This is a genomic window from Acidovorax sp. ST3, assembly GCF_003231145.1.
Taxonomy (GTDB): domain Bacteria; phylum Pseudomonadota; class Gammaproteobacteria; order Burkholderiales; family Burkholderiaceae_C; genus Acidovorax.
Map to the genome: position 1 here is coordinate 415426 of NZ_QKVP01000002.1, position 14900 is coordinate 430325.

The window sequence follows — 14900 nt, forward strand, 5'->3', positions numbered from 1 at the left end:
CCTCAGGCGCGATCGGCCACACGCTCACCCAGCAGGCCCGAGGGGCGCAGCGTCAGGATGATGATGAGCACGATGAACGCAAAGATGTCGGTGTAGTGGCTGCCCAGCAAACCGCCCGTGAGCGTGCCGATGTAGCCCGAGCCGATGGCTTCGATGAGGCCCAGCAGAATGCCGCCCACCACCGCACCGGCCAGGTTGCCGATACCGCCAAACACCGCCGCCGTGAAGGCCTTGAGACCGGGCAGGAAGCCCATGGTGTGTTGTGCCGTGCCGTAGTTGGACGCGTACATCATGCCGGCGATGGCCGCCAGCACGGCGCCGATGATGAAGGTGGCCGAGATCACCATGTCCGGCTTCACGCCCATCAGGGATGCCACGCGGGGGTTCTCCGCCGTGGCGCGCATGGCGCGACCCAGGTTGGTGTGGTTGACCAGATAGACCAGCGAAGCCAGGGCCACCGCCGTCACACCCAGGATCAGGATCTGCGTGGGGGTGATGAAGGCGCCACCCACCTGGAACGGCGTGCTGGGCAGCAGCGTGGGATACGGCTTGTAGTTGGGCTTCCAGATGATCATCGCCAGCGTCTGCAGCAGGATCGACATGCCGATGGCAGTGATCAGGGGTGCGAGGCGCGGGCTGTTGCGCAGCGGCTTGTACGCAATCTTCTCGATGGTGTAGTTGAGGGTGGCAGCCACCACGCACGCGATGATGGTGGCCAGCAGCAGGATGGTCCAGCCCGGCGCGCCCGGCATGGCGGCCTGCATCATTCCAATACAGCTCCAGCTGGTGAGGGCGCCGATCATGAGCACCTCGCCGTGGGCGAAATTGATGAGTTGAATAATGCCGTACACCATCGTGTAGCCCAAGGCTATCAAGGCGTACATGCTGCCGAGTACCAGACCGTTGATGATCTGTTGCAGCAAAATGTCCATAAGAGAAGTCCTTCGTTTGTGACGTACCCACCGCTTTGGCACCGGAATCGGTACAGCCTTGTGGGCCCGACTGCCATCTAGCAAAAAACCCGCCAGGAATGCAGCTGTGCGGGTTTGTGGACGGGATTGTAGCGAGTAGTCACAACCGCCCCAATCCAAGCCGGGCGGGGTTTTCCCTCGGGTTTTGGTCACATCAGCGCGCCACGCACTGCATAAGCATTTTTGATGCACGCAAGATAATTGATGTGCAAACTTATTACCTTGATCATGCCGAATCGGCATAACGCGGTTTTTAAGGATGCAGCTTCGGCTGAAAAGGGACCGCCCCACTCCCTGGCGGTCTAGAGGCCGGCCCCGCGATCAGACGCCGGTGTCTGGCGCCTGCACGTCCGGGTGGGCGGCGGCGACATTGCGCTCGCGCAAATCCCGCATCTTCTGGGCGATCTTGATCTCCAGCCCCCGCTCCACGGGCTGGTAAAAGCCGGGCTCGGCCATGCCTTCGGGCAGGTAGTTTTCGCCTGCTGCAAAGCCGCCCTCTTCGTCATGGGCGTAGCGGTAGCCCTTGCCGTAGTCCAGCTCTTTCATCAATTGGGTGGGCGCATTGCGCAGGTGCATGGGCACCGGGCGTGTGCCGTCCTGCTTGACCCAGGCACGGGCCGCGTTGTAGGCCTTGTAAACGGCGTTGGACTTGGGGGCGACGGCCAGATAGACCACGCATTCGGCCAGCGCCAGCTCGCCCTCGGGGCTGCCCAGGCGTTCGTACACCTCGCTCGCGTCCAGCGCCAGGCGCAGCGCGCGTGGGTCGGCCAGGCCAATGTCTTCGGCCGCCATGCGCACCAGGCGGCGCGCCATGTAGCGCGGGTCGGCGCCGCCGTCCAGCATGCGCACCAGCCAGTACAGCGCGGCATCGGGGTCGGAGCCGCGCACCGACTTGTGCAGCGCGCTGATGGTGTCGTAGAACTGCTCGCCGCCCTTGTCGTAGCGGCGCATGCGCTCGCCCAGCACCTTGAGCAGCCACGCGTCGGTGATCTCGGTGAGCTTCTCCTGCGCGGCCGCCATGGCCAGCGTCTCCAGCGTGTTGAGCAAGCGGCGCGCGTCGCCATCGGCGTAGGCCACCAGGCGGTCGATTGCTACGCTTTCAATAGCTGGCAGCGCTTGTTCTGCCTGCGCCAGGGCCACAATTCGCTTCAAATCCTCTTCGGACAAGGGCTGCAGCACATAGACTGCCGCGCGCGACAGCAACGCGGAGTTGACCTCAAACGAAGGGTTCTCGGTGGTGGCACCGATGAAGGTAAACAGGCCGCTTTCTACATGCGGCAGGAAGGCGTCCTGTTGGCTTTTGTTGAAGCGGTGCACTTCATCGACAAACACAATGGTGCGCTGCTGCATGAGCCCGTCGCGCGCGGCCTGGGCCTGCTCTACCGCCTCGCGGATGTCCTTGACCCCGCCCAGCACGGCGCTGATGCTGATGAACTGCGCATCAAACGCGTCGGCCATGAGCCGCGCAATGGTGGTCTTGCCCACGCCCGGCGGGCCCCACAGGATGCAGCTGTGCGGACGGCCCGACTCAAACGCCAGCCGCAGCGGCATGCCCGGGCCCAGCACATGCTGCTGGCCGATCACCTCACCCAGCGTGCGGGGCCGCAGGCGCTCGGCCAGGGGCTGGTGGCTGGATGGGTGCGCCGAAGAAGGGGCGGAGGCACTGCGTGCTGCCATGGTCGTGTCCTGTCTACAGTAGGCTGATTTTCAAGCCAGATAGGCCTCTAGCGCCTACAAATCATGCGCCGGCAGCTACATTTTTAGGAGCAATCTATTGCTTCACCACATCAGCCCCTGCCGGAGGCTTGAACTGGAAGGTGCTGGCGGGCAAGGCTGCATTGGCCTGCATGCCGTTGAAGCGGATCAGCGAGCGCTGGCCAAAGCTGTCCAGAATGTCGAGCGCCGCCAGTTGCTCGCCCGCAAAGCCCACGCGCACGCTCTTGAGCTGACCGTCCTTGGTCTTGGGGCTGGCCAGCACCCACTGCAAACCATCGGCGTCGGGGGCGGCCTCCAGCGTGAAATCGGCCTTCAGCGCCGACAGGTCGGGCGCCGATGCCAACAGCGCGGCAGGGGTGCTGCCCAGCGCTTGCGACTGTGAGCGCTGCGTGACCTGGTTCAGGTCCACGTCATACAGCCACAACGTCTGCCCGTCGGCCACGATGGTCTGCTCAAAAGGCTTCTTGTAGACGAACTTGAAGCGCCCGGGGCGCTGAAACTCGAAGCTGCCACTCGACGTCTTGGTGCGCGCAGCCTGGCCGTCCTTGGGCGGCGAGGTCACGGTCTGCGTGAAGTCGGCCTTGCCCGTCTGCGTGCCCTTCATGAAGGATTCCAGGCTTTTCAGCCCGTCAGCGCTAGCCACGCTTGCCGCAGCAGCTATCAAAATTGCAGTAGCGATCTTTTTCAACACGAACTCCTGTGGGGTGGTGACCGGCCTTGCGGTCCAGCCGGTCACTCGCTGCGGTTGGGCACCAGCACTTCACGCTGGCCGCTGGCCGTGAGGGCACTGACCAGACCGGCTTTTTCCATGTCTTCCAGCAGCCGCGCCGAGCGGTTGTAACCAATGCGCAGCTTGCGCTGCACGTACGAGATGCTCGCCTTACGGTCCTTGAGCACCACTTCGACGGCCTGGTCGTACATGGGGTCCTTTTCGCCGCCTTCACCACCGCCGCCTTCCCCTGACAGATCGCCCTCGCCATCCACAGTTCCGCCTTCGAGCACGCCTTCTATGTAGTCCGGCTCCCCTTGTTCCTTGAGGTAACTGACGACACGGTGTACTTCTTCGTCTGACACAAAAGCGCCATGCACGCGGATCGGCAGGCCCGTGCCGCTGGCCATGTAGAGCATGTCGCCCATGCCCAGCAGAGCCTCGGCGCCCATCTGGTCGAGGATGGTGCGGCTGTCAATTTTGGACCCCACCGAGAACGCAATGCGGGTGGGAATGTTGGCCTTGATCAGGCCGGTGATCACGTCCACGCTGGGGCGCTGGGTGGCCAGGATCAGGTGGATGCCCGCGGCACGCGCCTTCTGCGCCAAGCGGGCGATGAGTTCTTCGATCTTCTTGCCCACCACCATCATCAGGTCGGCCAGCTCGTCGATGATGACCACAATGTGTGGCAGGCGCTGCAGCGGCTCGGGCTCTTCGGGCGTGAGGCTGAAAGGGTTGTAGATGAACTCCTCGCGCGCCTTGGCCTCGTCAATCTTGGTGTTGTAGCCCGCCAGATTGCGCACACCCAGCTTGGACATGAGCTTGTAGCGGCGCTCCATCTCGGCCACACACCAGTTCAGGCCGTGCGCCGCCTGCTTCATGTCAGTGACCACGGGCGCCAGCAGGTGCGGAATGCCTTCGTAGACCGACATTTCCAGCATCTTGGGGTCGATCATCAACAGGCGCACGTCGCGCGCCTCGGCCTTGTACAGCAGCGAGAGGATCATGGCGTTGATCCCCACCGATTTGCCCGAGCCCGTGGTACCGGCCACCAGCACGTGCGGCATCTTGGCCAGATCAGCCACCACCGGGTTGCCCACGATGTCCTTGCCCAGGCCCATGGTGAGCATGCTCTTGGCCTCGTGGTAGACCTGCGAACCCAGGATCTCAGACAGGCGGATGGACTGGCGCTTGGCGTTGGGCAGCTCCAGCGCCATGTAGTTCTTGCCCGGAATGGTCTCGATCACACGGATAGACACCAGGCTGAGCGAGCGAGCCAGGTCCTTGGCCAGGCCTACGATCTGCGAACCCTTGACGCCCGTGGCGGGCTCGATCTCGTAGCGCGTGATCACCGGGCCGGGCATGGCGGCCACCACGCGCACTTCCACGCCAAAGTCCTTGAGCTTTTTCTCGATGAGGCGGCTGGTCATCTCCAGCGTCTCGGGCGCCACGGTCTCCTGGCGCTGCTGTGGGCTGTCGAGCAAATCCACCAACGGGAGCTTGCTGTCGGGCATATCGGTGAACAGGGGCTTCTGGCGCTCCTTCACCACGCGGGTGCTTTGCGGCACATCGACCAGCACCGGCTCGATGATCTGCACGGGTTCAGGGTGGTGCACTTCGCTTTCGGTGCGCTCTTCGAGCACCACCACCTCGCGCTCGCGGGCGGCCTTGCGGCCCACGGCGACGTCCTTGGCCACCTCGCGTTTGGCCAGGCGAGACTGCACCAGTGCATCAATGCGCCCACCCAGAAACTCTGCCACATGGCCCCACGAGAAGCGGAACACCAGCGCTGCGCCCGCCACCGCCAGCACAATGGCCAGCAACCCAGAGCCTGTGAAACCCAGCCACTTCACACTGGCTGGCCCCACTACATAACCCAGCACGCCCCCAGCGTGACCAGGCAGGAAGGTTTCAAACCGGTACAGCCGCGACCACTCCAGCGCCGTGCTGGAGCACATCAGCACCACCAGCCCCCCCCAGAACGTGGCCCGGCGCACCAAAGGGCTGGCGGCGCCTGCCACCACTTCGCCCCCGCGCATCCAGCGCGCCAGTGACGACAGCCAGGCGCGCACACCGGCCGCCACGCACCACCACACCGAAAAGCCCAGCGCAAAGTAGCTGCCATCGGCCAGCCAGGCACCAAAACGTCCCGCCCAGTTGGCCACAGAGCGCACATCGCGGGCGCCGGAGGTGGACCAGGCCGCATCCTGCGCCGAATAGCTGACGAGCGCCAGCAGCCAGAAAACCAGGGCCAGCAAGCCCACCACCAGGGCGATTTCGTGGCCAAAACGGGCAGCGCCCGTGCGGGGCGGCGACTTGGCTGCCGCCGATGCATTCAGGGTATTGAGGGAATAGGTCATAAACGTGCGGGGTGAGCTTACCGCATGCATTGCGCCGGGCGCAGCACCCGGCGCAGGGTCTGCCACCCCACTTTCAGCCCAAGGCGTTCAGCCGGTCCTTGAGCAAGGTGGCCCCATTGGGCAACGCTTCAATGAAGCCACGCTCCTCCAGGTCTTTCATCACCCGGCTCACCATCTCGCGGGACGCGCCCACCATCTTGGCCAGGTCCTGGCGCGAGATTTTTTCCTTGATCAGCAACTGCCCTTGCGCATCGGCGACCGCAAAGTCCAGCAAGGCGTGGGCGACCCGGCCGTACACATCCAGTAACGCGAGTGACTCAATCTTGCGATCGGCATGGCGCAAGCGCTTGACCAGCCCGCGCATCACCACCAGCGACATGGAGGCGTTTTCCGTCAGGCAGCGCGCAAACTCTGCACGCCCCAGCATCAGCACGTCGGTCTGCACTTCGGCACGCACGGTGGCCGAATGGGGTTCGTTGTCGATGATGCTCATCTCGCCCAGGTAGTCGCCCTGGGCCAGCGTGGCCAGAATCACCTCGCGCCCCCGGCTGTCCGAGGTCATGACCCGGGCGCGGCCGGTGAGCAGGATGAACAAGGCATTGGACTTTTGCCCCTGCTCCACCAGCGCTTCGCCCCGCTTGAAGCGGCGCTTGATCACCGCGCCGCTGATCACCTCCGCCTGCGCCACCGTCAGCAGCGAAAACAAGGGCACCCGGCGCAGCAGGTCGAGGTTGGACAACATCGTGGACATGCAAACATCTCCTTTCAGGGGTGCGACCCAACCGGAGCCGCAACGGGTTATCAATGGGTTCTTACAATCGCGGTGATTGAAAACGGGGCCACTCGTGCGAGCGGACGCCGGTTGATACTCGGCGGCTCGACCCCCAGCTTTCCCAACAGCGCCCCATGTAGCGGGCGCAAAACACAGGCTTTTACCATGTCCACCACCCAACACGCGAAAGTTCTGATCCTGGGCTCTGGCCCTGCGGGCTACACCGCAGCCGTTTATGCAGCGCGCGCCAACCTGAACCCGGTGCTGATCACCGGCATGGCCCAGGGTGGCCAGCTGATGACCACGACCGAGGTGGACAACTGGCCCGCCGACGTGCACGGCGTGCAGGGGCCGGACCTGATGCAGCGCTTTCTGGAGCACGCGGAGCGCTTCAAGACCCAGATCATCTTCGACCACATCAACAAGGTCGATTTCAGCAAGCGCCCCTTCACCCTGACGGGCGACAGCGGCACCTACACCTGTGATGCACTCATCCTGGCCACCGGCGCATCGGCCAAATACCTGGGCCTGCCGTCGGAAGAGGCCTTCATGGGCAAGGGCGTGTCCGGCTGCGCCACCTGCGACGGTTTCTTCTACCGCGACCAGGACGTGTGCGTGGTGGGTGGCGGCAATACCGCCGTGGAGGAAGCGCTGTACCTGTCCAACATCGCCCGTAAGGTCACCCTGGTGCACCGCCGCGACAAGTTCAAGGCCGAGCCCATCCTGGTGGACAAGCTCCACGAGAAGGTCGCCGCGGGCAAGATCGAGCTCAAGCTGTTCCACACCCTGGACGAGGTGCTGGGCGACAACACGGGCGTGACAGGCATCCGCATCAAGAGCACCCAGGACGGCAGCACGCAAGACATCAAGCTGCAGGGCTGCTTCATCGCCATCGGCCATGCGCCCAACACCGAAATCTTCCAGGGCCAGCTGGAGATGGAAAACGGCTACATCATCACCCAGGGCGGGCTCAAGGGTTTTGCCACGCAGACCAGCGTGCCCGGCGTGTTTGCCGCCGGCGACGTGCAGGACCACGTGTACCGCCAGGCCATCACCAGCGCGGGCACGGGCTGCATGGCCGCGCTGGACGCGCAGCGCTTCCTTGAACAAGAAGCTTGATGACGAGCAAGACCCCCACGCTCCGCCGCTGCGCGGGTCGCTGCCCCCCAAGGGGGCTTTTTTGTCTTGGGGCGGCCCGTCGACAAAAATCGGGCTGCAGGCTATAATTTGTGGCTTTGCTGAATTCGGCCCGTTTTTTGCGGTCATCCGAAACCGGCGAATCGGGTTACCGCCACCCTTTCTGGCGAGGTGAGGCCGCAAGCCAACCTGGGCAAATCCACCGCCCAGGGCTCAGCGAACGGCCGTTAATACAGTATCGGAGTGTCCTCATGGCACGCGTCTGCGACGTAACGGGCAAGAAGCCCATGACTGGGAACAACGTTTCCCACGCCAACAACAAAACCAAGCGCCGGTTCCTGCCGAACCTGCAATACCGCCGTTTCTGGGTTGAGAGCGAAAACCGTTGGGTGCGCCTGCGTGTTTCGAGCGCAGCCCTGCGTTTGATCGACAAGAACGGTATCGACTCGGTGCTCGCAGACCTGCGTGCCCGTGGCCAGGCTTAAGGAGTAGCACCATGGCAAGCAAAGGCGGACGCGACAAGATCAAGCTGGAATCCACTGCGGGTACCGGCCACTTCTACACCACCACCAAGAACAAGAAGACCATGCCCGAGAAGATGGCGATCATGAAGTTTGATCCCAAGGCTCGCAAGCACGTGGAATACAAGGAAATGAAGCTGAAGTAATTCAGCCTCTTTCTGGTGTTCCCAAAAGCCGCCCGGCGTCCAGCCCGGCGGCTTTTTTCATGGGCATGCAGGTGTTTGCGTACAGCCTGGCGGCATCCCCGCCGCGCCCCTTCCTTCTCCGCTGAAGCCAACAAAAAACCGCTGCAGGCACAAGGCCTTACAGCGGTTTGATGGGAGGTGCGTCTGAGGTGCCCGGACCTGTAGCCAGCCCCTCAACGTCCTGAGAACATCTGGTCAGGCACGCGCAGCGCGCAGGCGGATGGAGAACTCGCGCAGGGCCGCCACACCGCTTTCTTCCGCTCGGCGGCACCAGGCTTGCAGGTCAGCAGTCAGCTGCTCGCGGGAGTGGGAGGTGTTCAACCACAGCTGACGCAGCTCTTCGCGCATGGTCACCATCTTGTCGAGCGTCGGAGATGCCGCACGGGCCTGCGCCAGCTGCGGCAAGGCGCCCGCTGGCACCTTCTCGGCATCGCGGTGCAGCCAGCGCTTGGCCGCCTTGAGCACCGACACATCGGCCTGACGCGCCTGCAGCGCGGCAATCTCGTCCCTGCAAGCCTGCCGCACGCCGCGCGCATAGCCAGCCATCACTTCGTAGCGGTTGGCGATCAAGGCTTCCAGCGTCTTTTCGTCGGCCACGGGCTTCACATCGCCCAGTTGCAGCTTGGGCGGCACCTTCTTCACCGTGGCCCAGCCGATTTTCTTCATGAGGCTGATGTACACCCAGCCAATGTCGAACTCATAGGGCTTGACCGAGAACTTGGCCGACGTGGGGTATGTGTGGTGGTTGTTGTGCAGCTCCTCGCCACCGATGATGATGCCCCAGGGGGACAAATTGGTGCTGGCGTCCTGCGCCTCAAAGTTGCGGTAGCCCCAGTAGTGACCCACGCCATTGACCACACCGGCGGCCCAGAACGGAATCCAGAGCATCTGCACCGCCCACACTGCCGCGCCCAGGGCGCCGAACAGGGCCAGGTCCAGAATGAGCATCAGGCCCACGCCTTGCCAGCCGTAGCGGGTGTAAACATTGCGCTCCATCCAGTCATCGGGCGTGCCGTGACCGAACTTCTTGATCGTTTCCATGTTCTTGGACTCGGCGCGGTACAGCTCGGCGCCGCGCCACATCACGGTGTCCAGCCCACGGGTCTGGGGGCTGTGCGGGTCGTCCACGGTTTCGCATTTGGCGTGGTGCTTGCGGTGGATGGCCACCCATTCCTTGGTGACCATGCCGGTCCCAATCCACAGCCAGAAGCGGAAGAAATGCGAAGGAATGGCATGCAGGTCCAGCGCGCGGTGGGCCTGGGCGCGGTGCAGAAAGATCGTGACCGCTGCGATGGTGATGTGGGTCGTGGCGAGGGTGTACAACACGATCTGCCACCAGGCCAGGTTCCACAACCCATTTCCAAGCCAGTCAATGGCGGCGTTCAGTACAGCCCAGTCGGGTAACAGCATATTCACAAAAACCTTACTACAGAGAACCTGCTCACCAACGAAGCAGCTATTTCATTTTAGAGGGCCTGCCTCTGAAAGGGTCAGGGAAATCCAGCGTGTTTACGCTGGTTTAGAGCCCTACACCCAGCATTTCAGTCCTTCTTGGCCCAGATGGCCGCAAAGAATCCGTCAGTCTGGTGCAGATGGGGCCACAGGCGCAAATAACTACTGCCCGATGCACCGCCACTGCACAAACCCTTGGCGCCTTCGACCTTGAGTTGCTCCAGCAGCTCGCTGGCGTCCAACAACTGGAAGTCCGGATGGGCGGCACTGAACGCCTCGGCAATGGCCTCGTTTTCTTGCGGCAGGATGCTGCAAGTGGCGTACACCAAGCGGCCGCCCGGCTTGAGCAGGCGGGCCGCGCTGTCCAGGATGGACGTCTGCTTGGCCACCAGTTCTTCGACGGCCTTGGGCGACTGGCGCCATTTGAGGTCCGGGTTGCGTCGCAAGGTGCCCAGCCCCGAACAGGGCGCGTCCACCAGCACGCGGTCGATCTTGCCGGCCAGGCGTTTGACACGGTCATCGCGCTCATGGGCGATGGCGGCGGGGTGCACGTTCGACAGGCCGCTGCGGGCCAGGCGGGGTTTCAGCGCATCCAGCCGGTGGCCCGACACGTCAAACGCATACAACCGCCCGGTATTGCGCATGCTGGCGCCAATGGCCAGGGTTTTGCCCCCGGCCCCGGCACAAAAATCCACCACCATCTCCCCGCGCTTGGCATCCAGCAGCAGAGCCAGTAGCTGCGAGCCTTCATCTTGCACCTCGATGGCGCCGCGTGTGAAGGCGTCCAGCTTGGTCAGCGCAGGCTTGTCATCAATGCGCAGGCCCCAGGGTGAATACGGCGTGGGATGCGCCTTGATGCCCGCTTTGGCCAGCTCCTTTTGCACGTCGGCGCGCTTGTCCTTGAGTGCGTTGACACGCAGATCCAGCGGTGCGCTCTGCGCCAGGCTTTCCACCAGCGGCCAGAAGCCGTCGCCCAATTGGTCCTTGAGGGGTTTAACCAGCCATTCGGGCAGGTTGTGGCGATGGCGCTCCATCAGGTCGTCCACCGTGACCGCATCGCACTGGTCGAGCCATTTTTTTTCCTGCTCGGTCAGGGCGCTCTTGAGGAAATCACGCGGACCATGAAACCCAAGGATGGCCAGCCGGCGCTCCTTGGGCCCCGAGCCCGAGGGGGCCATGTGGTCAAACAGCAGCTTTTTGCGCAGCACGGTGTAGACCGTTTCCGCCAGCGTAGCGCGCTCGCGCGGCCCCAGGCCCCGGTTGTCGCGGAAGAATCGTGACACCACCGCGTCGGCGGGGTGTTCAAACGTGAGGGTGAGCCTGACCAGTTCGGCGCAGGCGTCGAGAAAAACTTTGGGATGCATCCTGCGATTGTCCCATTCCCCGCCGCGCTATCGGTATCCCCCTACCCGCCCAGAGCGACAGCCGCAAGTCCACGAGCAAGCCGCTCCACGCGCGGCCAGGTCGTCAGCTGCTATAGATCGGCTCGAACGCCGAGCGCTCGATCTGCTGCAGTGTCGGCGACTCACCCGCCCACAGCACCAGCGCGGGGCCCGGCAGGCTCAGGTTGCGCTCCAGCGCGCGGCACAGGTGGTAGCGGCTTTCATCGTCCATGCCCGGCAACTCGACAAACACCAGGTAGGCCCTGCGCTGGGGGTATTCGCGCAGGTTCTTGCGCACCAGCCAGCAGCGCGCCAGCGGTGCGCAGCGGGCCAGCTCGGACTGCAGCTCCGCCAGCTCGAACGAGCTGAGGTCATGCCGCACGATCTGGCTGAAGAACGAGGTGCCCGACAGCTCTTCCCAGGCCCGCTCTTCGGATTCTTGCGCGCGCTCCAGCCGCTTGCGCCATTGCTTGAAAGCGGCCGCATCGTGGTCCAGCCCCAGGCGTGGGGTCTCCAGTTCGGCCAATGCCGTGCGTGCAGCCCAGTAGCGGTCGCTGCTGCCTGTTTCCCACAGGCGGTGCAGCAGCTGCAGCTTGCCCTCCCGATCCTCCTCTGCCAGGCAGGGCACCAGCCCGCGCAGCGCGGCAGGGTATTCGGGGCTGCGCTGCAGGGCCAGCTCGTACAGGGAACGGACATCGGCATGCGGGTCCAGATGGCGCTTCAGGCGGGCCAGTTCCACCAGGTCGGCGGCGCTGCTCTGTGCCGTCGATGCACCCAGGGCATCGGCGCGTGCGCGCACGCGCCCCAGCCAGGCGTGGTGCTGCTTCCATTCGCTGGCGTTGTCGCGGCACCATTGCTTGTCGAAATGCGCCACCCAGCGTTTGGCATCCGGACCCAGCAGGGCCAGCGCGTTGCCGCGCGACCATTCCGGCAGGGTGGGCGTGGCGTCCAGTGCCTCGATGCGGTCGCGCAGGCTGGGGTGGGTGTCGTCCAGATTGCTCAGACGCTTGAGCGCCTGGCGCAGGGCGTCATTGGCAAAGGCGGCATCAGGGGCTTTGGCCAAGGCGCGGCGCATGCTGCGGTAGGGACCCACCGGCAACGGGTTGCCCGCCGCTGCACACCAGTGGTTGCCCCAGAACTCCGCCTGCAGCCAGGCACCCCGGATCTCGATCTCGGCCAAGGCCGCAGCGGTCACTTCGCGGCCCAGTAGCTTGCCAGCGATGCGGTCGGCCTCGTATTCGTCCTGGCGGGCCAGTGCAAAGGTCTTCGCTGAAAACCGCGGAAAGTACCAGCGCATGAACAGCTGCGTGGCAGCAGCCACCGGCCCCTCATCGTCGGCCAGGCTGTGGTTCAGGCGCATCCACGACAGGCGGGTGCGGTAGATCCATGCAGCAAAGCGGCCGTGGTCACCCCGCAGATGGCCGTACTCGTGCGCCAGCACCGCCAGAAAACGTGGCCGGTCCAGCGCCATCAGCAGGGGCAAGCCAATGCTCAGGTGGTTGACCGCCCCACCCAGCAGGCCGTAACGCGGCAACTGCTGGATGCTGGCATTGAACTCGTCGGTCAACGTGACCTTGTGAATGGGCGGGCCCTTGATCTTGCGGCGGATGCGCGCCAGCGCTTCAAACAGGTCGGGCGCGTCCAGCGCAGTAATTTCCACCCCCTCCGGCGCATCAAACCGCACCCACAGCGCACGCAGGCTGACCCACAGCAGACCTCCGGCCCCCAGCAAGGCCCAAACCATCGCCAACCGAAAGCGCCCATGGAGCAACTGGGGCACCACCCACAACAAAATACCCACAGCGAGCGCCAGACACCCCAGCACCCAGGCATAACCCAACGCCGCAAACGCAGCCACACTGCGGCGGTACGCACGGCTGTTGTCGGCGCTGGCATGCTCGCTCATGCGCACCATGTGCACAAAATCTGCCTGGTCCACGGACTTCCCTCACTCTGGTTGATTTTTTTCAGCCGCCATCCTAACCACTCACGCCACCGCAGCACCATGACCGACGACGACCTGCCCGAACTCATCCGCACGCCACCCGGCCTGTACCGCCACTACAAGGGCATGCTCTATGAAGTGATCGACACCGTGCGCCACAGCGAAACGCTGGAACCCATGACGCTGTACCGCGCGCTGTACGGCCAGCGTGGCTTGTGGGTGCGGCCCGCCGCCATGTTTGAGGAGTTGGTACTGATCGACGGGGTGCTGCAGCCCCGCTTCCAGAAATGCGCAGAGGGGACGGCGCCCGTATAGTTGGCACCCTAAAGCGGTTTCAGCGCCCGTCCGAAAAGCGCTTTACGCTATATTTTCAATAGCAACTAGATCGCTGCAGCCGGGTGTTAGCTACAGCGTCTGAATCAGCGCCCGTACGGCGCGCGGGTAGATCACATGCTCCTGGGTCAGCACCCGGGCAGCCAGCGTCTCGGCGGTGTCACCCGGCAGCACTGGCACCACGGCCTGGTCCAGGATGGGCCCCACATCCAGCTCTGCCGTCACCTGGTGAACGGTCACCCCGGCAAATTTGCAGCCTGCATCGATGGCGCGCTGGTGCGTGTGCAGCCCGGTAAAGGCGGGCAGCAGCGAGGGGTGGATGTTGATGAGCCGCCCCGCGTAGTGCGCCACAAATGCGGGCGTCAGGATGCGCATGAACCCTGCCAGCACCACCAGCGCTGGCTGGTGTCGGTCGATGGTTGCGGCCAGCTCGGCATCGAACGCCTCGCGGCTGGCAAAGGCCTTGTGGTCCAGTACCTCCGTCGCGATGCCCTGCTCCCGCGCAAACACGAGCCCCGCAGCATCCGGTTTGTTGCTGATGACGGCCGCCACGCGGGCGCCGTAGCGCTGCTCCCAGTGCTCCTGCTGAGCAGTCCGGACGATGGTGGACATGTTGGAGCCGCCGCCAGAGATCAGAATGACGATGTTCTTCATAAATTGCCCCGGATTATCCCAGCCATGCCTTTTGATCCTGCAACCCGCCCCCTCACCCCCAACGAAGCCCGCGTGCTGGCCACCCTGATGGAGAAGGCGCGCACCGTGCCCGACAGCTACCCCATGTCGCTCAACGGCCTGGTCACCGGCTGCAACCAGAAAACCAGCCGTGACCCGGTGATGACCCTGAGCGACGCCGAGGCGCAGGAGGCGCTGGATTCGCTCAAGCTGCTGACGCTGGCGTTTGAGAGCAGCGGCAACCGCACCACGCGCTGGGAGCACAACTTTCAACGCGGCGTGGGTGTGCCCGAGCAATCAGCCGTGCTGCTGGGCCTGCTCATGCTGCGCGGCCCGCAGACCGCCGGCGAGTTGCGCATCAACGCCGAGCGCTGGTACCGGTTTGCGGACATCTCCTCGGTCGAGGCGTTTCTGGACGAGCTGCAGGAGCGCAGCGCCGAAAAAGGCGGCCCGCTGGTCGTGCAGCTGCCCCGCGCGCCCGGCGCCCGCGAGCAGCGCTGGGCGCACCTGCTGTGCGGGCCGGTGGATACCTCCGCCAGCCCGGCCCCCTCAGGCGGCGCGGGCGCCAGCCCTTCGACCGCACTGCAGACCCGCGTGGACGCCCTGGAGGCTGAGGTGGCAAGCCTGCGCAACACCGTGCAGCGGCTGTGCGCCAAGCTGGGCATTTCCCCTGAGTTCAGTCCAATGTCGCCACCCGGACAGGAATAAAACGAACGACCGTGCTACAAATGCGGATCACTTGGAG

Annotated in this window: 14 protein-coding genes; 5 read left to right on the plus strand and 9 right to left on the minus strand. The window is 64.2% G+C overall.

Annotated features, from left to right (window positions below; all coding sequences use genetic code 11):
* Positions 1–2: 2 nt before the first annotated feature.
* The 5 genes from DNK89_RS06810 to DNK89_RS06830 form a co-directional block, all read right to left on the minus strand.
* Positions 3–932, minus strand: a complete 930-nt coding sequence (locus DNK89_RS06810; protein WP_015013095.1) for a branched-chain amino acid ABC transporter permease — start codon at positions 930–932, stop codon at positions 3–5.
* 360 nt (positions 933–1292) lie between these two features.
* Positions 1293–2648: a replication-associated recombination protein A gene (locus tag DNK89_RS06815; protein ID WP_110959459.1), complete on the minus strand. Its 1356-nt coding sequence runs from the start codon at positions 2646–2648 to the stop codon at positions 1293–1295.
* A 94-nt stretch (positions 2649–2742) separates the two neighbouring features.
* Entirely contained in the window at positions 2743–3375 is a 633-nt protein-coding gene (lolA, locus tag DNK89_RS06820; protein ID WP_060986904.1) for an outer membrane lipoprotein chaperone LolA, read from the minus strand.
* A 44-nt stretch (positions 3376–3419) separates the two neighbouring features.
* Positions 3420–5756: a DNA translocase FtsK gene (locus DNK89_RS24955; RefSeq protein ID WP_060986905.1), complete on the minus strand. Its 2337-nt coding sequence runs from the start codon at positions 5754–5756 to the stop codon at positions 3420–3422.
* A 73-nt stretch (positions 5757–5829) separates the two neighbouring features.
* Positions 5830–6507, minus strand: coding sequence for a Crp/Fnr family transcriptional regulator (locus tag DNK89_RS06830; protein WP_015013088.1), 678 nt, complete (start codon positions 6505–6507; stop codon positions 5830–5832).
* Positions 6508–6693: 186 nt separating this feature from the next.
* Between DNK89_RS06830 and trxB the strand changes: the two genes are divergently transcribed.
* The 3 genes from trxB (at position 6694) to rpmG (ending at position 8332) form a co-directional block, all read left to right on the plus strand.
* Positions 6694–7647, plus strand: coding sequence for a thioredoxin-disulfide reductase (gene trxB / locus DNK89_RS06835; protein WP_015013087.1), 954 nt, complete (start codon positions 6694–6696; stop codon positions 7645–7647).
* A 269-nt stretch (positions 7648–7916) separates the two neighbouring features.
* Entirely contained in the window at positions 7917–8150 is a 234-nt protein-coding gene (gene rpmB, locus DNK89_RS06845) for a 50S ribosomal protein L28 (RefSeq protein WP_015013086.1), read from the plus strand.
* Positions 8151–8161: 11 nt separating this feature from the next.
* Complete coding sequence (rpmG, locus tag DNK89_RS06850) at positions 8162–8332, plus strand: 50S ribosomal protein L33 (protein ID WP_005797189.1); 171 nt, start codon at positions 8162–8164, stop codon at positions 8330–8332.
* Positions 8333–8566: 234 nt separating this feature from the next.
* Here rpmG and DNK89_RS06855 read toward each other — a convergent pair whose 3' ends face one another.
* The 3 genes from DNK89_RS06855 to DNK89_RS06865 all read right to left on the minus strand — a co-directional run bounded on the left by DNK89_RS06855 (position 8567) and on the right by DNK89_RS06865 (position 13144).
* Positions 8567–9781, minus strand: a complete 1215-nt coding sequence (locus tag DNK89_RS06855) for a fatty acid desaturase (RefSeq protein WP_110959461.1) — start codon at positions 9779–9781, stop codon at positions 8567–8569.
* Positions 9782–9912: 131 nt separating this feature from the next.
* Positions 9913–11187, minus strand: coding sequence for an RsmB/NOP family class I SAM-dependent RNA methyltransferase (locus DNK89_RS06860; RefSeq protein ID WP_110959462.1), 1275 nt, complete (start codon positions 11185–11187; stop codon positions 9913–9915).
* 103 nt (positions 11188–11290) lie between these two features.
* Positions 11291–13144 carry a M48 family metalloprotease gene (locus DNK89_RS06865; RefSeq protein ID WP_110959463.1) on the minus strand — a complete coding sequence of 618 codons (1854 nt, stop codon included), beginning with the start codon at positions 13142–13144 and terminating at the stop codon, positions 11291–11293.
* 66 nt (positions 13145–13210) lie between these two features.
* Between DNK89_RS06865 and DNK89_RS06870 the strand changes: the two genes are divergently transcribed.
* A complete protein-coding gene (locus DNK89_RS06870) occupies positions 13211–13465 on the plus strand; it encodes a DUF1653 domain-containing protein (RefSeq protein ID WP_060984761.1) in 255 nt (84 codons plus the stop codon).
* A gap of 90 nt (positions 13466–13555) precedes the next feature.
* Here the strand turns inward: DNK89_RS06870 and purN are convergent, their stop codons facing one another.
* Positions 13556–14137 carry a phosphoribosylglycinamide formyltransferase gene (gene purN / locus DNK89_RS06875; RefSeq protein ID WP_110959464.1) on the minus strand — a complete coding sequence of 194 codons (582 nt, stop codon included), beginning with the start codon at positions 14135–14137 and terminating at the stop codon, positions 13556–13558.
* Positions 14138–14161: 24 nt separating this feature from the next.
* Here purN and DNK89_RS06880 point away from each other — a divergent pair, with 24 nt between their 5' ends.
* On the plus strand, positions 14162–14863 hold the full coding sequence (locus DNK89_RS06880; protein ID WP_110959465.1) for a YceH family protein: 702 nt from the start codon (positions 14162–14164) through the stop codon (positions 14861–14863).
* The last annotated feature ends 37 nt before the right edge of the window (positions 14864–14900 follow it).